A 17,548-nucleotide genomic window follows, 5' to 3' on the forward strand; every position below is an offset into this window, starting at 1 on the left:
ACGTATTGAGAAATGTGAGCTGTATTTGCACCCATATATGAATCAAACTACTCATTTCTCCATAACAAAAAAGCCTGCCTTTCATAATAGGCAAGCTTTTTTAAATTAATCCTCACTTATTCTCTTCTTATACCAATCCTGCATTCTCTCCGCATCTTCTACTCTCGTATGCTCTAGTTTATAATTCGATGATGCACTAGAAAACGTATACGTACATAAATCCGCTCGGCGCTGGAAATATGATTGTGTTTTTTCAATTGATTGGACGTGTCTTCTTCTTACAAGTCCTGTATGTTTCCCAATACTACGATGTATAATCGTAATTTGTTCTCCGTTTACACCGTAACCATTTGTTTTAAATGTTGCGTATCCAAGTGTAAAGATGAGGATAGCTAGCGGTAACAACGCCCACATGATGAAATACTTTTCAAAGTATATGCTTATCCCAGTAAGCGGGACTGCTAGCATTGCGAAGAAAATGAAACTATCAATTAAATAACGGCGCAAGGCTGCTTTTGGTAATGCAGTAATATTTGTATTCAGTTCATATGGCAATTGTAAATGAGCGAGTAACTCTTGCACACGATCTTTTCGAATAATCGGATGCAGCGTAACTTTGTCTTTCTCTTCTCCCAATCCCTTACTTTGAATGACTTCGACTTGCACAGCACAATAACCGAACATCTGACGGAAAATACCTTCTTTTATCGTAATCCCTTGAATGCGGTGTAACTTTAGTACAAGTTCTTTCCTTTCAAGTAATCCTTGAGAAATACGCACTTCATCGTTTTTTCGATTTACTGTGAAATTACCATGTTTTAACGCGTAACCAATTGTAGATATAATCCACGAAAGGACGAGTAAAATAGCTACCATGTAAATCCAGCCGTATATATCATGATCCATTACATACGACTCTACGCTATTTTTTATCCATTTCGGAATGTACTCATCTACTTGGTGATACACGAAAAAGATTAATGAGAATAATAATCCAAATTGACCGGATGTAACAGATGCTAATAAAATTTCTTTCAAAGTTAATTTGTACTCTGTCGCTTGCTTTTCCTCTGTCATAACTTCTTTTTCTACTACTTCTTCTGATGTTTCTTCTGCTTTCACTTCTGGAGTTGGCTCATTTAGTAAGGAAATAAGCTCCTTCGCCTCATCTTCCGTAATACCAGCTAAGCTAACTTCGGCATCATCGCCTCCGCCAGCTGTTTCGATTTGAATTTTCTTTAAACCGAGCATTTGATATAACACGTTTGAACTTGTATTAATCGTTTGAACACGTTCTTTATTTAAGTAGCTCTCCTTCTTCACAAAGAGCCCTTGTTTAACATGTAATACGTTATTTTCAACCCAGTATGTTGTGTAATACCATTTTTCAAACGCTGAAAAAATAGTAAGTAAACCGAATCCAGCGGGAATTAAATACCAAAATGGGAACTTTCCATTTAAACTAAACATGAAAATAAGTAATGGTATAAAATCTGTTATTTTTAATTCTAATAACATCGTAATGGGATGCTGCCTCTTATACATCCTCATCACTCACTTTCGCTAATTCTGCGATTCTCGTTTTTAACATTTCTGCTTCATACATCGTTAAGCCTGGAATGCTGTGAGAAGTTGCTGCCGTTGCAATATGTAATTCTGCTAATCCATGTTTTCTCATAATTGGCCCTTGTTCAATTGTCACGTGCTGTACACGAATCATCGGTACTAATACGCGCTTTACTACGAAAAGACCGTGCTGAATTTCAAGCTCTTCTTCATTTAATTGATAGCTATAATAACGCTGACGTAGTTTCGGGAATACAAAATACGAAAATGGTGCTAGCGCAACTGTTAACCCAACCATCACATACAAAATCCACGCCCACCAATCAAACTTTATCATAAGGAACAGGTAAGCTAAAATGACGAGAATACCGATCCCTTCTTCAATTACAGCACGAACTTTCCACACCTTGACCATGTCAGGATGAATTTCATTTTTCAATGGATCCATGTAACCACTCCAAATCTATTAATCTAATATATGAATTGTCTCAATCTATATTTTACATAACTTTACATAAAATTGAAAATTTATTATTTATCCGTTTTTTTCTCAGGAATAAAATATCCGAACCAAAGGAGCCAAACTAAACTAATTAATGCGAGCCAACCTTTATCCGCTTGGAAAGCTTCAATCATACCTGGAATTTTATACACTCCCAATAAATCCAAGGAAACCGAGCCACCAGTTTTTCTGCATTTTCCTTTTTATTCTCCCTCCTTCATTACGTTTTTCACATTTTGAATCCAAATTTCTTTATACTTTAACTGGAATCCTATTAATATGTAATTACTCATATTATCAATAACGAGCGCTAATGTATGCGCGTTTTCTTCAGTTGCATGTTGTGACACAACACCAAGTTCCACACCTTTCTTTAATAAATCGTGGAATCCATTTAAAAACTCTTCTTGTATTTCAAATAAGCGTTTCTGATACTTTTCATTTCGCGTCGCCGTTACGATGAATTCATTTATAACGCGTAATATGCCTTCTTGACCTCTATACTCAGACAACATATGTAAACCATCTGCGATTAACTTTTCTGCAAAGTTTTCTTTCGTATATTGTTCTTTATCGAAGTAATTGACGAAATAATATCCAGAAAAAATCTCTTCAAATAAAAAATCAACTAGCGCTTCTTTAGACGGAAAATGATAATAAATAGCTGGCTTTGATATACCTACTTCTTTCGCAATCATTGAAAGACTCATCTTCTCAATGCCGTGCTCTGCCATTAGTTTAAATGATGCATCTACAATGTGCTGCGATGTTTGTAAATTTTTTGTCATACTGTACCTCTTCTATTTTTACTTACCGGTCGGTAAATAAATTGTAAAATGAAAATGAATGATTTGCAAGTTAATTAGAGTTTTAAAAGGAACTTCTTCATGAACCTAGAAAAATATAAAGTAAAAACAATGTATAACGATAAGGAGGATTTTCATATGGGATCTGGCGGTAAAGGTGGTAGCGGCGGCGGTGAAGATGGCAAAGATGGTAAGAGCGGTAGTAGTGGGCTTTTATTAATCATTCTGCTCTTTATCGTATTCATTATAATTGGAGCTAGTTATAGTGTGTTTAGCTTCTAAGAAAAGACACAATTCAGTTAGTTATAGTAGCGTAGAAAACTGAAACAGAGATTAAAATTTTCCTTCTTAAGGTTTCTTCACCAGTAAGGGCACACAAAATAGAAAGCCCCGGTTATATTTAACAGCCAGCGCTTTCTATTTTCAGTATTCTTATAATGCTTCATCTATATTTCCAACTCGCACACGTAAATCGTTATTGATCATCCACAATAATATACGCTGTTCGGATTGGCCCATGCACACCTACGACAAGGTTCATTTCAATATCCGCGCTATTTGACGGACCAGAAACGAAGTTCACACAAGCCGGCAAGTTTTCTCCCGCTTTATTTTGATCATGAATCAGTTTTGTAGCTTGGGTTAATCTTGGTACAATCGTACTTTTAGGAACGATTGCAATATATGACTCCGGAAGAAGACTCACATGTCTTCCTTTTAACCCGTCATTAAATAGTACAACGGTTCCTGATTCTGCCAAAGTCATATCACTGAACGTAATGCCAAGGTCAGCAGCTTTCGCAAATGCTATGTCTTCTTCTTTATGTTCTAATCCCCATGTATGAAAATGTGTTGTACCTTTATTGCTGAAACATGGCGTAAGACCATACTCATTAAAGCGCTCATCATTCGAACATATAACAGATTTGATATTCCATTCTTTTATAAAAGACCCCAATGTTTCAACAAGATTTCCCTTTGTTGTTCGCTTTACTTCTGTATGAATGACTTCGCAGTGCTCTATTAACTTTAATACAAGTTCGTCTTGCGCCAGTCCGTCAAAAACAGTCCACTGCGGGGAAAAAGACCAGTTCGGTTTTTCCACTGCTTCTGGACGTTTCCTACCAAGCTTTTCTGATAACTGGAGTAAAAATTCCTCACGATTTTGGATGGCCATCATTGTTCTCCTTTTCGTGTTTTTCAAACCACTCTCGAAACGGTTGTTTTTTCGGAACTGGAAAATCTCTCGCATCCGTCCAAGCTTTTAACGGCCCAATTCCACGCTCGATCTTATCCCCTTTTACAAGAGGTTTTAATGCATACGGAGCGCTCTTCGCTGCAAAAGAAAATAGTCTAGGACTCTTCACCGCTTTTTCAAAACCTTTCATAGCCACATTCCAAGCTACAGGTGATTGTTTTTCTACTACAATGCGGCTGCGGTGTTTAATTAATAAGTCATGTAACGGGATTTTCACTGGACACGCTTCTGTACAAGCACCACAAAGGCTAGATGCGTAAGGTAAATCCTTATATTCATCATATCCCCCTAAAAGCGGTGTCAACACAGCTCCAATTGGTCCTGGATAAATAGAGCCATATGCATGTCCACCAATATGCCTGTATACAGGACACACATTAATACATGCCGCGCAACGAATGCACTGAAGGACACTTTGGAATTCTGTTCCTACAATATCGGAACGACCATTATCAACAATGACTAAATGAAATTCCTCAGGTCCATCTGTTCCGCCAGGCTCAGTTAATCCTGTAATATAACTTGTTAACTTTTGTCCTACAGAACTTCGGCATAGAAGTGTTACTAAAACATCAAGCTCTTCCCATGTCGGAACAATACGTTCCATCCCCATAACTGTAATCAACGTTTTCGGAAGTGTCGTAGTAAGTCTTGCATTTCCTTCGTTTGCTACGATAGAAATTGATCCCGACTCTGCAACAGCAAAGTTACATCCAGTCACCCCTATATCCGCTGCAAAAAAATCATCACGTAAATACGCTCTTACAAACCTCGCCATTTCCGTAGGATCAGATGTTCCAGTATAATTTAACTTTGTTTTAAATATTTCACAAATGTGTTCTTTATCTTTGTGAAGACACGGAACAACAATATGTGATGGAGGGTCGTGGTCGTTCACTTGTAGAATAAATTCAGCAAGATCTGTTTCTAACACTTCCGCTCCAGCTTCTTCAATCGCTTCATTTAAACTAATCTCTTCCGTTACCATCGATTTTGATTTCACAATTTTTTTCGCGTTTTTCTTTTTTACAATCTCTTTTACATATTCCCTTGCGTCTTCTGCAGTCTTTGCGAAATAAACGAAACCACCGTTTTTCTCAATATTTTCACTCAGCTCATATAAATAATAATCAAGGTTTTCTAATGTATGCTTTCGAATTTCTTCTCCTAAAGCTCGCCATTCTTCCCAGTTCCCAAGACTCTCAGTAGCTTTTAATTTCTTGACTCTCAGACCATCTTGCGCTTTCCTGACAGCCTGTCGCATAAATTGATCCCCAATACCTGTTGCAGTACGCTTATGAAAGGGATCGTTCCCAATTTTCATTCCCATCTCTATATCCCCCCTTGTTTTCGATCTTCATTTAATACTTGAGCAATATGTTTTACATCAATTGGATAACCATTACGTGTTAAACGTCCTTTTATATTCATTAAGCAGCTACAATCCATCCCAATTAACAATTCCGCACCGGTTTCCATAATATGCTTTACTTTTTCTTCAACCATTTGCTCAGAGATTTCTGGCATTTTCACCGAGAATGTCCCTCCAAATCCGCAACAATCATAATTATGCGGCAATGAAACAACTTCCAGTCCCTTTACACACTTTAATAGTTTTTGCGGTGGTTCCTTAATCCCCATTAATCGGCTCATATGACAAGATGTATGAACCGTTGCTTTTTTATGAAGCTCTGCACCTAAGTCTTCTTTCCCTAATACTTCCACAAGAAATTGTGTGAATTCATATGTTTTATTTCCAAGTTCAGTAGCTTTTTTCTTCCAATCCGCTTCACTTTCAGAAAATAAGCTAGAAAACTCGTGAACCATCATCGCGCACGAACCCGATGGTGCCACAACATATTCTGAACTAGCAAAGGTTTCAATCATATGCTTTGCAGCTGTTTTTGTTTCTTTCACATACCCGCTATTATAAGCAGGTTGTCCGCAGCAAGTTTGGCTTTTAGGAAAATCAACTTCACAGCCTAAATCTTCAAGAATTTCGACGACATCACTTCCGACCTCTGGATAAAAAACATCTGCCACACAAGTGATAAAAATTGATACTTTCATATTTGCACCCCTAAATACAGTAAAGTAATCTCAAGTAACTCTATTTGTATATTATTGGTAAAAAGATGAAAAATATGAATAAAAATAACAAAAAGCACCCTAAATTACACATGTGAACTGTACCCCGAATCATGGACACTTAAAAAAGGCCCCATGATTCGGGGTTTTTGTGTATTTTTATCAAAAAACCTCGTTATAATGGAACCAACGATAGAAATGAGGTACGGAGAATGGGTAAAATTATTTTTAACGAAATTCAAATGAAACAGCTAGAAAAAAATAAAAATGTATTAAAAGCGTCGGACCGTTCGATTAGCTATTGTTCAGATTTCAAAGTAAGAGCGGTAAAAGAAAATCAACAAGGAAAAGGTCCTAGCCAAATCTTTTTAGAGAATGGGTTTGACTTAGCTGTGATCGGTGAGAAGAAACCAAAACAATGCTTGAAACGTTGGCGAAGAACCTTTGAACAATTTGGTGAGGAAGGCTTTTATACAGAACGCCGCGGGAAAGGAAGCACGGGACGCCCTTCGGAAAAACCCCTCTCTTCTGATGAAAAATTAAAGAAAGCGGAAGCACGTATTGCGTTTTTAGAAGCGGAATTGACATTCCTAAAAAAGTTAGACGAACTCGAAAGGCAGGCGTTACAGAAGAAGCGTTAACACCACGAGAAACATACACACTGATTGAACAAACCATACGTCGATTCCAATTCCCACGTATGGTGCGTTACCTTTGCACACTGACTGGGGTAAGTCGGAGTGGATACTATGCGTGGCTTCATCAGACAGATAAACAGCTGGAAAAAGAACGCAATGATGAAACAGATTATGAATGGATCCAAGAAATTTTTAATCGAAAAGGGAAAACATGTGGTGGTCGTTCTATCAAAATGGTGTTGGAAAAGACAAAAGGAATTTGTATGAATCTCAAGCGTATTTACCGTATTATGCGTAAATATAACCTTGTGACAAAGATTCGCCGAGCGAATCCTTATAAACACATCGCAAAAGCGACACAAGAACATAAAACATGTCCGAACCTTTTAAAACGCCAATTCAATCAAGAAGAGCCTGAAAAAAGTATGTTAACGGATATTACCTATTTATTTTATGGAAAAGGAAAGAAGGCTTATTTATCATGTGTAAAAGACAGCGCAACACGAGAGATTTTAGCCTATCATGTCTCTTCCTCTTTACGAATGGATATCGTCTATCAAACATTAGATAACTTGAAAGAGAGATTAGGAGAAGTCATTCATCCTGAAGCGCTTCTACATTCAGACCAAGGTATTCATTATACACACCCTGAATTTCAGAAACGTGTAAGAGAAATGGGGATCAGACAATCTATGTCCCGTAGGGGCAATTGTTTAGACAATGCACCAATGGAATCCTTTTTTGGTCATATGAAAGATGAATTAGATTATAAAGATTGTCAAACCTTTGAATCCCTTGAGCTCAACATAAAGGATTATATGGAGGAGTATAATTATAATCGTTATCAGTGGACATTAAAAAAGATGGCTCCGATCGAATATCGGAACCACCTTTTAAGTGCTTGATTTTTCAGGGCTTTTTTATTAAACTGTCCATTTTATAGGGTACAGTTCAATGTAGGGTGCTTTCTTTTTAATTTCTATTCAGCAATCGCATACGATAACAATTCATCGTCACTTCTCCGAGTCTTTGCAGTAATTGATAGTTCGCATATGCGCCGACTGGGGCACCGATGATCGGGACGAGTTGAAGCATTTTTGCTAAATCGATATAGTCTCGGTATTCTGTTTGGAACTTTTCCCAGTCCATATGATTTTCTTCTTCTGTATCCCACGTTTCAATCGCTTTCCATACTTCTTTTCGGTAATCGTCACTTGAAAAAGCAAGCTGGAAAACGTGAAGAATAAAAAGGCGCTCTTCTTTTTTACTCGTATCAAATCCGTACAATGTTGCTGCATCAAATAAAAATTTTATTTTAATAGTAAGTAATAACGGGAAATCGGCAAGGCCAAGGAGAATACCACCTGCTCCTGTTCCTGCCCCTTCTGCCGCTGCAACTTTTTTGTACTCATCCATTTTTTTACGTACTTCATCGTCTCTTCTTTGCAGTGACCAGTTCGTTTCTTTTAGCTTCGGTTTTATGAAGTTTGATCCAGCGCTAATTGTTTGCACCATCATCCGAATCGTTTCTGTTAGTACCTTTTGCACTTTCGCGGGCACTAGTTGTTGCACTTTCACCTGCACTTTTTTAGAGAACCGTGTCATCATAGAAGAATCTTTCATGAATGTAGCTTTCCACTGCTCCAATTCTTTTCTAACCTTCTCTTCATATGTAATCATAGGTTCATTCCTTTCAGTTTAAACGCTCAATTCGTTTCGCCCCGTACTGGTAAACGAAACCGATACTAAATATTATACTTACGACAAATAAAATGCCGGTCATTACGAAATCTTTCGTCGCAAATGCAAATATAATTGTAAATACAACGCTACCAATGATAAGAATCGCATTTAATAAAGTAAGGAAATCTCTCTTCTTCTCGTCTCCCCCTACCGGATATAAATCAAGCCAAACTTTCATACGGTGATGTTTCCAAAGGGTTAAGAGCTGGTAGCCGATTAAGTATAAGAAAACAAAGCTTACGATAAAACGTCCATATAAAAATGGGATAAAGTAAAGAATAATTCCCCCAAGAACGAGTAAACGCATATATAATCCGAAATAGTTACCCGATCTTAAAAATGTTCTCGTATATAAGTATAAATATGTACGTTTCTCACCGATCATCGAAAGAATGAAATCAAGCCATTTCCTACGTGATACTCTCTCTTTTAACGCTGGTACATCAACGAACATATTCGCAATGCGGTACAGCAGCATCATTTTTTTACCCTCTTCAGAAATTAAACACTCCCAGTTTAGCGGCTTTCCTTTCACCTTTTGATGCATAACAGCAAGGTATAGTGCCATAAGAAAGACAATTACACCGGTAAAAATGAATGAAGTACGTTCTACAAGGAAGTACACAAATAAGCCGTTTAAGATAAAGCGAATGAACCAATCCGCTCTTTGTACATTTTGATCTGTTAAAAATGATTTTTCCCACGCTACGAATAAATTCCACGCTTTTACAATGACAAACGCGATTACAATCCATATGTAATTGGCACCTGTTTGTTTCATTTGCTGGAAGTATAACGGGGCAAGCGCAGCGGCTACCATTGCGATTATGTATAACTGAATCATAAACGTAAAAAGAAATGCCTTCGTAAAATAAGGCTTTAACTTTTCTTCAACTGGCAGCAAATACACGAGGTCTGCTTCTTTTAATAACGTTTGGATTGACCCAGCTGTTAATACGAGGCCAAGTAAGACTGCCATAACAATCGCTGTCGGAAACGAAGGTGTTAACGTTTGTAACCATTGCTGGTAATAATACGCTCCTGCGCCGATGATAAATACGAAAATAAATTTCAAATGATCATTAAATACGTATTTACTATATGTACGAACTTCTTTTAGAAAGTGCCGAAATCGTTCTTTCCATAACGCTGTGCTATTCATAATCTTCTTCCTTCGTTAACGCAATATAAATATCATCAAGCGTTGCACCAGGCATATTAAACCCGGATTGAAGTTCTGATAATGTTCCCATCGCTCTCACTTCACCTTGATGCAAAATAATGAATGAATCACAATAGCGCTCTGCTGTCGCTAAAATATGTGTACTCATTAAGATGCCCGCACCACTCTTTTTCATTTGATCCATCATTTGAAGAAGTGATTGAATCGCTAACGGATCAAGCCCAACGAAAGGTTCGTCCACAATGTAAAGAGATGGTTCAACTAAAAATGCACTCATAATCATCACTTTTTGTTTCATCCCTTTTGAGAAATGAGACGGAAACCATTTTAAGCGATTTTTCATGCGAAACTCTTGTAATAGTTGCCCTACGCGTTCTTCATATTGTTTTTCATCTACACCGTACGCCATCGCTGTTAATTTCAAATGCTCTTCTAACGTTAACTCATCATATAATACTGGCGTTTCTGGAATGAAGGAGAAACTAGAACGGTACGCTGTCATATCATCACGAATTGTTTTCCCATTAATTGTGACAGTTCCTTTTTTCGGCTCCATTAAACCGATGATATGTTTAATTGTCGTACTTTTCCCGGCTCCATTTAAACCGATCAAGCCGACAAGTTCGCCTTTATTAACAGAGAATGAAACATTTTGCAGTACAGGTCGTTTCGTATATCCTCCTGTAACATTTTCTACACGCAATAACTCGCTCATACGACACCACTTTCTTCATTTATATTCATTCACTTTTGTAAGAAATGTATATATTCATCTTACCAAAAATCATGGTGCACTACATAGTATCGATGCCTTCAAAAAAAAATTTAAATTTCTTGGCATATATTTTTACGAAAGCGGACATCATAATTAGTGAAGAAGGAACACATTGAAAAAGCAACCACCAATTGATGAGTACAACAACATAGTGAAGTCATCATGAAATGGGGTGTCCAAGTTGGACAATGAAATTTACACATAACCAGATAATTTGTTTCATTTTCGAAACGGGGTGTCTCCGAAAGAGCATATACTGTTTTAAAAAATAAACAATTTCATTTTAAAAAAAGATTGCAATTCATTTCACTTGAAAATGGGGTGTCTACGGCAGAAACTTTAGCCGATTTACCGTGCATTTCTTAAATAAATGAGGTGTCTGCGAACCGTAAATTATAAAAAATGCTTTTTCAATCCATCTTCAGAAAACAGGAAGCTGAGTCAGCTTCCTGTTTTTCGTGTTTGTTCTCCTATGTAATTATGGTAAAATACGGCTAAGACTATTTGAAAGGATGAGATCGATGAATCATACAGCGGACAATTGTATTTTTTGTAAAATCATTGACGGGCAAATCCCTTGCTCAAAAGTATACGAAGATGAACATGTACTTGCATTTTTAGATATTAGTCAAGTAACAAAAGGACATACTCTTGTTATTCCGAAAGTTCACAAACAAGACATTTTTGCGTTAACGCCAGAAATCGCATCACATATTTTTGCTGTCGTTCCAAAAATCGCAAATGCAATGAAAGCAGAATTTAATCCAGTTGGTTTCAACCTACTTAACAATAACGGCGAGAAAGCTGGACAAACTGTATTCCACTTCCACCTTCATTTAATTCCACGCTACGGTGAAAACGATGGTTTCGGTGCTGTTTGGAAATCACACCAAAATGAATACACAATGGAAGATTTACAAAACATCGCAAGTACAATTGCAAATAGTGTGAAATAGTGCCACTATAATAAGAAGTAATACATAATAAGCCTATTCCTCTGGCATTTATTGTATGGCTTCTTTCTTCACAAAAAATGCCGGGGGTATAATTTTTTTGTGCATAGCATGTACAAGAGAGAAAAGCTCACTTTTCTTCCCCTTGTCTTAAAGATATGCACGCTTTTATACATCATGAATACGAACGAAAAATAAGGAGGTTTCCTTTTATGTCAAAAGCTAAATCCTTTATTACAGGTGTACTTTGCGGCGGAGCAGTTGCTGGACTAGCCGTTCTTTTCTCAACTCCTTCTTCTGGTAAAGCTATGCGCGGTAAGCTGAAAGAAAAAGGAACTGATATTAAAAAAACATTAGCTGATATTACAGCTGATACGAAGTTATTAAAGCGTCAAATCGTTGAAACTGCTTCAGAAGGTAAAGAAGTATTCCAAGAACTAAAAGACGATATGCATGACACGCTTTCTAACTGGAAACAAGATATTTCTCAAAACAAACGACATATCGAAAAAGAAATTTTAGACATTCAAAAGTCAATTGAGAAACTACAAGAAGCCGTTCCAGAAAAAGCGTAAACATATTCCTGCTTAGTTTTTTGCATATAACAAATATTTTTCATACGAATTGACCTTAACACGGCATATCACATAGATATGCCGTGTTTTTATGCATTTACAATATATGTTATCCCTTAACATGTAAAGACAACACATGTATTCTCGACTCATAAAACGCTTCCATAGTTATGCATGATTTGTATAGAATGTTATTTTTCCGAAAAATTTTCACAATTCTCACAAAAAGACTTTATTAATTTTTATTTTACTGGCATAATAGATAATAATGAAAAAAGAATGTTAAAGTGGGTGAGTAAATGAAAAGTGGAGAAAAAAATTACTCGGTAAAAGAAGCGATGATTTTCAGCCAACGTATTGCTCAATTATCGAAAGCGTTATGGAAATGCGTAGAGAAAGATTGGCAACAATGGATTAAACCTTACGATTTAAACATTAACGAGCATCATATTTTATCAATCGCTTATCATTTAAAAGGGGCTTCTATTTCTGAGATTGCTAAGTTTGGAGTTATGCACGTATCAACGGCGTTTAACTTCTCTAAAAAGCTAGAAGAACGCGGCTATCTTGTATTCTCTAAAAAAGAAGATGATAAACGAAATACGTACATTGAAATTACAGACAAAGGGGAAGAATTACTACTTCGCTTAATGGAGGAGTATGACCCTGAAAATAATTCTGTTTTTAATGGGGCACTTGAACTTCGTAATTTTTACGGTAAGTTCCCAGAAAATATCGAACTTATTGCGATCCTTCGCAATATTTACGGACAGGACTTCATCGATATTTTTGAGAAATCATTAGAGAATATTGAGGAGAACTTTACGGAGACCGATCAAAAATTAGTTAAGAAATAATCTATTTATCCTTTCGCAATCATGCGTAAGAATTCATTCATAAGTGGCACAAATAAGCCCTGTTTTGCTAGCGCTTCCGCAGTTTCGTGTACTTCGAGCTGATGTGGAAGCGCTTTTTCAAATTGATCTAATAGCGCATCAAACAATAGAAGGCCTTCTGCTTTCTCCACTACATATTGTTCGTTCAGTCTTTCACAAAGTTTTAGTATACGTTCAATGTCTTTTTTACGAGCTTTTTTCTTTATGATTAAAGAATAAAATGGACACTTTTCTTCATCAATCATTTTAAATAGTAGGTCTACGTAGTATTCAGCTTGTTCTAGTCTTCTTACAACGTCCATTTTCTCCCTCGCTTCCTAACACAAAGTCTTCTATTTCTGAATTTTGTAACACGAACAAAATATCGTATGATACAATATATAAAGTATATGTATTTTAGCCAAAAGGAGGTCTCGCCTCATGACTCTTATAACCGTTGTTTTTGTTGCATTCGCACTTCTTGTTATATTTTACACGAATTTCATGACACATACACTGTGTGAGCGAAAACAAATATCTGCGAGCCGCCAGCCCGGTGTCTTTCGAGTTATTAATGTATGTATTACCATTCTATTAATTTCTAGTTATGTAGAAATTATATTTCATGGAAAGTGAGGAAGGAAGCCCCTTCCTCATTTTTTTCCTCTATAAGCAAATTATACCTACTATAACTAATAAAATAAACAGTACAAGTAATAAAATAAGTTTTGAATTCATCCCCCATCCCCTCCTCTTTTCTGTATATGCGACATGCGCCCAATATGGTACCCTTTCAAAATCTGACACAAACTGGTTAAAATTTCTTTATCAATAGGAAAACCCGTCGAAATATGATATATTAAATTTTGTACATATTGCTTATACTATGAAATAAACGACACGCATCTAAACTTTATCCTAAAGCCTCGGTAAGCCCTGTTAAGCGTGCTTTTACATATAAAAAAAGCAAAGACATCAGTGAGACTTAATCAGGTTCTTATGAACGAAAATAACCTATCATAAGGCGTTTCTTCATTCGTATGGGATAAATTAAAAATACATAATAGTAGGAGTGTTTATTGAATGAAGAAAGCTATGCTTGCCTTAGCCGCAACAAGTGTAATCGCATTATCAGCATGTGGAACATCATCATCAGACAAAATTGTTACATCTAAAGCTGGTGACATCACTAAAGAAGAGTTCTACAATCAAATGAAGACACAAGCTGGTAAACAAGTACTAAATAACATGGTTATGGAAAAAGTACTTATTAAAAACTACAAAGTCGATGAAAAAGAAGTAGACAAAAAGTTCGATGAAATGAAAAAGCAAGTCGGTGACCAATTCGATACACTAATGAAACAACAAGGCCTTAAAGAAGAAACAGTTAAAAATGGCGTTCGCGCTTCATTAGCTCAAGAACAAGCGATTGAAAAAGCAATTACTGATAAAGACTTAAAAGCAAAATTTGAGGACTATAAGCAAGAAATTAAAGCAAGCCATATTCTTGTAAAAGATGAAGAGACTGCAAAAAAAGTGAAAGAAGAACTTGCACAAGGTAAATCTTTCGAAGAGTTAGCGAAAAAGTACTCTGAAGATCCAGGTTCAAAAGAAAAAGGTGGCGACTTAGGATTCTTCGGACCAGATAAAATGGTAAAAGAATTCGATGAAGCTGCTCGTAAGCTGAAAAAAGATGAAGTAAGTGAACCAGTAAAAACACAGCATGGTTACCATATCATTAAAGTAACTGAGACTCATGCTGACGCAACTTTCGATAAAGCAAAAGCTGACATCAAAAAAGAAGTAGTTCAAGAAAAAACACAAGATGCTCAATTTATGAATGATCTTATGATGAAAGAAATCAAAAAAGCTGACGTAAAAGTTGACGATAAAGATTTGAAAGATCTTTTCGAAGAGCCAAAAGCTGACGCTAAAAAAGACGAAAAGAAATAATGAAGTGAAAAAAGCTTGGGTAGCCCCAAGCTTTTTTATTTTGTAGTAGTTTTTTTGCCGATAAATCGATATACTCCCTCACCTTACTCCATTCAACACAAAAAAACCTTGGTTTCGTGCAACACGAAACCAAGGTTTATCTTATTATCATTGATTAAATTAAAAAACTATGGTAAATTAGTACAGAAACGCATTCGTTTAAAATAAAAGAATGTATTTATCCGTATCTTAATTGTACACCAAAACACATCTTCAGTCAACCTCTATTTTCACTTTTAAAGGAGTGCTTACCGTATGAACAAAAAACTTGATCAAGAGCAAAAACGATTGGATAACGTAATAGAAACGATTACGGAGCAAATTGATAAACTGGAAAGCGAAACTGGCAGACGCCGGGCAGAAGTAATCAACATTCGCAAACACTTCTGGGATGATGTTAAAGTTAACACTGATACTTTTGACGATTATCTTGAAACAGTTATCAACTTAAGACAACAAGCTCAGTCACTAGCCGTAACACAAATTACCCATAAGCACACCTTTAATCGACTTGCCGCACTACGCCGTATGCATAAAGCACCTTACTTCGGACGAATTGATTTCAAAGAAGAAGGCGAATCTGGCGCAGAACAAATTTATATCGGGGTGGCTACACTTACCGATGCAAGTGGAGAAAACTTTCTTATATACGATTGGCGCGCACCAATTTCAAGTGTTTACTACGATTATCCACCAGGACCGGCTGAATACAGCACACCAGGAGGCGTAATCTGCGGCAATGTGGAGAAGAAATTACAATATATTATTCAGAATGGCGAGATTGATTCAATGTTCGATACGAGCCTCACAATTGGAGATGAAATTCTGCAACAAGCGCTCGGAAAAGGAACAAACAAACATATGCAAAGTATCGTTGCTACTATCCAGCGCGAGCAAAATGAAATTATCCGTCACGATGAAGGGCGACTACTTATCGTTCAAGGAGCTGCTGGTAGCGGTAAAACGTCAGCTGCCCTGCAGCGAATCGCCTACTTACTATATAAATATCGCGAATGGTTAAAAGCAGATCAAATTATTCTCTTCTCCCCTAACTCTATGTTCAACAGCTACGTTTCTAACGTACTACCTGAACTCGGTGAAGAAAATATGCAGCAAGTGACATTCCAAGAATATTTAAACCATAGACTCAGTAAGGCATTTGACGTTGAAGACCCTTATGAGCAATTAGAATATATGTTAACTGAAACGAATAGCCCTACCTATAAAACTCGAAATGCGAGCATTCGATTTAAAGCATCCACTCAATTTTTCGAGATGATTAGAGCGTACAGACAATCCCTTGAATCTTCAGGCATGCTATTTAGAGGAATGAAATTTAGAGGAAAGTTAATTGCTTCTGCTAAAGAAATTACAGAACAATTTTACAACACTGACTCCTCCCTCCGCTTCCATAATCGAATTGAGAAGTTAACGGATTGGCTAAACAAACAAATAGACACAATTGAAAAAACAGAACTGAAAAAGCCTTGGGTAGAAGAAGAAATTGAACTACTTAGTAAAGATGAATATCAAAAAGCTTATAAATACTTACAGAAAAAAGGCGAGTTTGATGACAACTCCTTTAATGATTATGAAAAAGAAACGAAAGTACTCGGACGTATGATTGTCCGTAAAAAATTAAAACCGTTACGTAAAGGCGTTCAAGCGCTACGTTTTATCAATTTTACAGGCATATATAAACAACTCTTCACAGATGCATCATGGGTTACTGGCGAAAAGCCTAAAGAATGGGACGAAATTTGCTCATTAACTGTGAACATGCTTGATGAAGGAAAGCTACATTATGAGGATGCGACTCCATTTTTACTTTTAAAAGAATTAATTGAAGGCTTCCAAACGAACAGATCGATTAAACACGTACTTGTAGACGAAGCACAAGATTATTCTCCGTTTCAGTTCGAGTTTTTAAAACGTCTCTTCCCTGCCGCAAAAATGACAGTACTCGGAGACTTTAACCAAGCGATATTTGCCCATGCGAGTGAAGCAGTGAATTTCAATACACTTACTAGCTTATACGGACCTGATGAAACGAACGGCATCAACTTAACTCGTAGCTATCGATCAACAAAACCGATTATTGAATTCACACGCTATCTCGTACCGGAAGGAAAGAATATTAACGCCTTTGAACGTGACGGCGAGAAACCTACAGTGACTAAAGTTTCTGATTACAGCGAACTGCATGATCGTATCACTTCTAAAGTCGCTGAACTACAAAAGCAACAGCACAATACGATCGCAATTATATGTAAATCCGCGGCTGAAAGTGCCGCTGCCTACGAAGCACTTAGTCATATCGAGAATATTAAACTCGTGAAGAGTAACTCAGCCGAGTATGAGCAAGGAATTGTCGTGATCCCTGCTTACTTAGCGAAAGGTATCGAATTTGATGCTGTTATTATTTACGATGCTTCTAAAGATGTATACAGCGATGAGAGCCTACGTAGATTGTTCTACACTGCTTGTACACGCGCAATGCATGAATTGCAGCTTTATAGCGTTGGTGAGGTTAGTCCTTTTGTAACAGGGGCTGCTTCGGAGAGTTTTAAATGTATAACGAAAACACCTTGATT

19 protein-coding genes are annotated in these 17,548 nt (G+C 36.8%); 8 read left to right on the top strand and 11 right to left on the bottom strand.

Features of this window, described 5'->3' with window-relative positions:
• Window positions 1-105 precede the first annotated feature (105 nt).
• The 4 genes from BG05_RS25740 to BG05_RS25755 form a co-directional block, all read right to left on the bottom strand.
• Window positions 106-1,545, bottom strand: coding sequence for a PH domain-containing protein (locus BG05_RS25740; RefSeq protein WP_002125789.1), 1,440 nt, complete (start codon window positions 1,543-1,545; stop codon window positions 106-108).
• The gene (locus BG05_RS25745; protein WP_002030228.1) at window positions 1,538-2,014 is read right to left on the bottom strand and encodes a PH domain-containing protein; all 477 of its coding nucleotides are present in this window, start codon (window positions 2,012-2,014) and stop codon (window positions 1,538-1,540) included. The genes BG05_RS25740 and BG05_RS25745 overlap by 8 nt, the downstream gene beginning before the upstream one ends.
• A gap of 83 nt (window positions 2,015-2,097) precedes the next feature.
• The gene (locus BG05_RS31885) at window positions 2,098-2,220 is read right to left on the bottom strand and encodes a hypothetical protein (RefSeq protein WP_003187812.1); all 123 of its coding nucleotides are present in this window, start codon (window positions 2,218-2,220) and stop codon (window positions 2,098-2,100) included.
• Window positions 2,221-2,271: 51 nt separating this feature from the next.
• Entirely contained in the window at window positions 2,272-2,856 is a 585-nt protein-coding gene (locus BG05_RS25755; RefSeq protein ID WP_002125785.1) for a TetR/AcrR family transcriptional regulator, read from the bottom strand.
• Window positions 2,857-3,012: 156 nt separating this feature from the next.
• Between BG05_RS25755 and BG05_RS25760 the strand changes: the two genes are divergently transcribed.
• Window positions 3,013-3,156 (top strand): sporulation protein YjcZ, encoded by a 144-nt coding sequence (locus BG05_RS25760; protein ID WP_103458299.1) that lies wholly within the window; start codon window positions 3,013-3,015, stop codon window positions 3,154-3,156.
• 193 nt (window positions 3,157-3,349) lie between these two features.
• Here BG05_RS25760 and BG05_RS25765 read toward each other — a convergent pair whose 3' ends face one another.
• Genes BG05_RS25765 through BG05_RS25775 form a run of 3 tightly spaced genes read right to left on the bottom strand, consistent with a single transcriptional unit; the run spans window position 3,350 to window position 6,202 of the window.
• Window positions 3,350-4,051: a LutC/YkgG family protein gene (locus BG05_RS25765; protein WP_033733839.1), complete on the bottom strand. Its 702-nt coding sequence runs from the start codon at window positions 4,049-4,051 to the stop codon at window positions 3,350-3,352.
• Entirely contained in the window at window positions 4,032-5,462 is a 1,431-nt protein-coding gene (locus BG05_RS25770; protein ID WP_003187819.1) for a LutB/LldF family L-lactate oxidation iron-sulfur protein, read from the bottom strand. Before BG05_RS25770 ends, BG05_RS25765 begins: the two co-directional genes overlap by 20 nt.
• Before the next feature lie 2 nt (window positions 5,463-5,464).
• Window positions 5,465-6,202: a (Fe-S)-binding protein gene (locus BG05_RS25775; protein ID WP_002168964.1), complete on the bottom strand. Its 738-nt coding sequence runs from the start codon at window positions 6,200-6,202 to the stop codon at window positions 5,465-5,467.
• A 230-nt stretch (window positions 6,203-6,432) separates the two neighbouring features.
• Here BG05_RS25775 and BG05_RS30275 point away from each other — a divergent pair.
• A protein-coding gene (locus BG05_RS30275; protein WP_087944740.1) for an IS3 family transposase occupies window positions 6,433-7,763 on the top strand; the annotation gives its coding sequence in 2 pieces (ribosomal slippage) (window positions 6,433-6,820 and window positions 6,820-7,763; 1,332 coding nt in all).
• Between the two features lie 67 nt (window positions 7,764-7,830).
• On the opposite strand, the gene ecsC is transcribed toward BG05_RS30275, so the two are convergent.
• From ecsC to ecsA, 3 genes are read right to left on the bottom strand one after another with little or no spacing between them, the layout of a single operon-like run.
• A complete protein-coding gene (gene ecsC, locus BG05_RS25790; protein ID WP_002125776.1) occupies window positions 7,831-8,538 on the bottom strand; it encodes an ecs operon protein EcsC in 708 nt (235 codons plus the stop codon).
• 13 nt (window positions 8,539-8,551) lie between these two features.
• Window positions 8,552-9,763 (bottom strand): ABC transporter permease, encoded by a 1,212-nt coding sequence (locus tag BG05_RS25795; RefSeq protein ID WP_016126672.1) that lies wholly within the window; start codon window positions 9,761-9,763, stop codon window positions 8,552-8,554.
• Entirely contained in the window at window positions 9,756-10,499 is a 744-nt protein-coding gene (gene ecsA / locus BG05_RS25800) for an ABC transporter ATP-binding protein EcsA (protein WP_001292616.1), read from the bottom strand. The genes BG05_RS25795 and ecsA overlap by 8 nt, the downstream gene beginning before the upstream one ends.
• 581 nt (window positions 10,500-11,080) lie before the next feature.
• On the opposite strand from ecsA, the gene BG05_RS25805 reads away from it, so the two are divergent.
• The 3 genes from BG05_RS25805 to BG05_RS25815 all read left to right on the top strand — a co-directional run bounded on the left by BG05_RS25805 (window position 11,081) and on the right by BG05_RS25815 (window position 12,944).
• Window positions 11,081-11,515, top strand: a complete 435-nt coding sequence (locus BG05_RS25805) for an HIT family protein (RefSeq protein WP_003187788.1) — start codon at window positions 11,081-11,083, stop codon at window positions 11,513-11,515.
• Between the two features lie 209 nt (window positions 11,516-11,724).
• Window positions 11,725-12,087, top strand: coding sequence for a YtxH domain-containing protein (locus BG05_RS25810; RefSeq protein WP_002011120.1), 363 nt, complete (start codon window positions 11,725-11,727; stop codon window positions 12,085-12,087).
• 299 nt (window positions 12,088-12,386) lie between these two features.
• Window positions 12,387-12,944 (top strand): HTH-type transcriptional regulator Hpr, encoded by a 558-nt coding sequence (locus BG05_RS25815; protein ID WP_002011118.1) that lies wholly within the window; start codon window positions 12,387-12,389, stop codon window positions 12,942-12,944.
• A gap of 5 nt (window positions 12,945-12,949) precedes the next feature.
• On the opposite strand, the gene BG05_RS25820 is transcribed toward BG05_RS25815, so the two are convergent.
• Window positions 12,950-13,285: a YhaI family protein gene (locus BG05_RS25820; protein WP_002087170.1), complete on the bottom strand. Its 336-nt coding sequence runs from the start codon at window positions 13,283-13,285 to the stop codon at window positions 12,950-12,952.
• 118 nt (window positions 13,286-13,403) lie between these two features.
• On the opposite strand from BG05_RS25820, the gene BG05_RS25825 reads away from it, so the two are divergent.
• The 3 genes from BG05_RS25825 to helD all read left to right on the top strand — a co-directional run bounded on the left by BG05_RS25825 (window position 13,404) and on the right by helD (window position 17,546).
• Window positions 13,404-13,598, top strand: coding sequence for a hypothetical protein (locus tag BG05_RS25825; protein ID WP_000172693.1), 195 nt, complete (start codon window positions 13,404-13,406; stop codon window positions 13,596-13,598).
• A gap of 447 nt (window positions 13,599-14,045) precedes the next feature.
• On the top strand, window positions 14,046-14,915 hold the full coding sequence (prsA, locus tag BG05_RS25830; protein WP_002186490.1) for a peptidylprolyl isomerase PrsA: 870 nt from the start codon (window positions 14,046-14,048) through the stop codon (window positions 14,913-14,915).
• A gap of 294 nt (window positions 14,916-15,209) precedes the next feature.
• On the top strand, window positions 15,210-17,546 hold the full coding sequence (helD, locus tag BG05_RS25835; protein ID WP_003187779.1) for an RNA polymerase recycling motor HelD: 2,337 nt from the start codon (window positions 15,210-15,212) through the stop codon (window positions 17,544-17,546).
• The last annotated feature ends 2 nt before the right edge of the window (window positions 17,547-17,548 follow it).

Origin of the sequence: Bacillus mycoides (genome assembly GCF_000832605.1) — a bacterium.
In the GTDB taxonomy this organism is placed as follows: Bacteria; Bacillota; Bacilli; order Bacillales; family Bacillaceae_G; genus Bacillus_A; species Bacillus_A mycoides.

Bases quoted from the DNA above. Each gene is read 5' to 3' on its own strand.
- BG05_RS25740 (WP_002125789.1), bottom strand. From the start codon at position 1,545: ATGTATAAGAGGCAGCATCCCATTACGATGTTATTAGAATTAAAAATA.
- BG05_RS25745 (WP_002030228.1), bottom strand. From the start codon at position 2,014: ATGGATCCATTGAAAAATGAAATTCATCCTGACATGGTCAAGGTGTGG.
- BG05_RS25755 (WP_002125785.1), bottom strand. From the start codon at position 2,856: ATGACAAAAAATTTACAAACATCGCAGCACATTGTAGATGCATCATTT.
- BG05_RS25760 (WP_103458299.1), top strand. From the start codon at position 3,013: ATGGGATCTGGCGGTAAAGGTGGTAGCGGCGGCGGTGAAGATGGCAAA.
- BG05_RS25765 (WP_033733839.1), bottom strand. From the start codon at position 4,051: ATGGCCATCCAAAATCGTGAGGAATTTTTACTCCAGTTATCAGAAAAG.
- BG05_RS25770 (WP_003187819.1), bottom strand. From the start codon at position 5,462: ATGGGAATGAAAATTGGGAACGATCCCTTTCATAAGCGTACTGCAACA.
- BG05_RS25775 (WP_002168964.1), bottom strand. From the start codon at position 6,202: ATGAAAGTATCAATTTTTATCACTTGTGTGGCAGATGTTTTTTATCCA.
- ecsC (WP_002125776.1), bottom strand. From the start codon at position 8,538: ATGATTACATATGAAGAGAAGGTTAGAAAAGAATTGGAGCAGTGGAAA.
- BG05_RS25795 (WP_016126672.1), bottom strand. From the start codon at position 9,763: ATGAATAGCACAGCGTTATGGAAAGAACGATTTCGGCACTTTCTAAAA.
- ecsA (WP_001292616.1), bottom strand. From the start codon at position 10,499: ATGAGCGAGTTATTGCGTGTAGAAAATGTTACAGGAGGATATACGAAA.
- BG05_RS25805 (WP_003187788.1), top strand. From the start codon at position 11,081: ATGAATCATACAGCGGACAATTGTATTTTTTGTAAAATCATTGACGGG.
- BG05_RS25810 (WP_002011120.1), top strand. From the start codon at position 11,725: ATGTCAAAAGCTAAATCCTTTATTACAGGTGTACTTTGCGGCGGAGCA.
- BG05_RS25815 (WP_002011118.1), top strand. From the start codon at position 12,387: ATGAAAAGTGGAGAAAAAAATTACTCGGTAAAAGAAGCGATGATTTTC.
- BG05_RS25820 (WP_002087170.1), bottom strand. From the start codon at position 13,285: ATGGACGTTGTAAGAAGACTAGAACAAGCTGAATACTACGTAGACCTA.
- BG05_RS25825 (WP_000172693.1), top strand. From the start codon at position 13,404: ATGACTCTTATAACCGTTGTTTTTGTTGCATTCGCACTTCTTGTTATA.
- prsA (WP_002186490.1), top strand. From the start codon at position 14,046: ATGAAGAAAGCTATGCTTGCCTTAGCCGCAACAAGTGTAATCGCATTA.
- helD (WP_003187779.1), top strand. From the start codon at position 15,210: ATGAACAAAAAACTTGATCAAGAGCAAAAACGATTGGATAACGTAATA.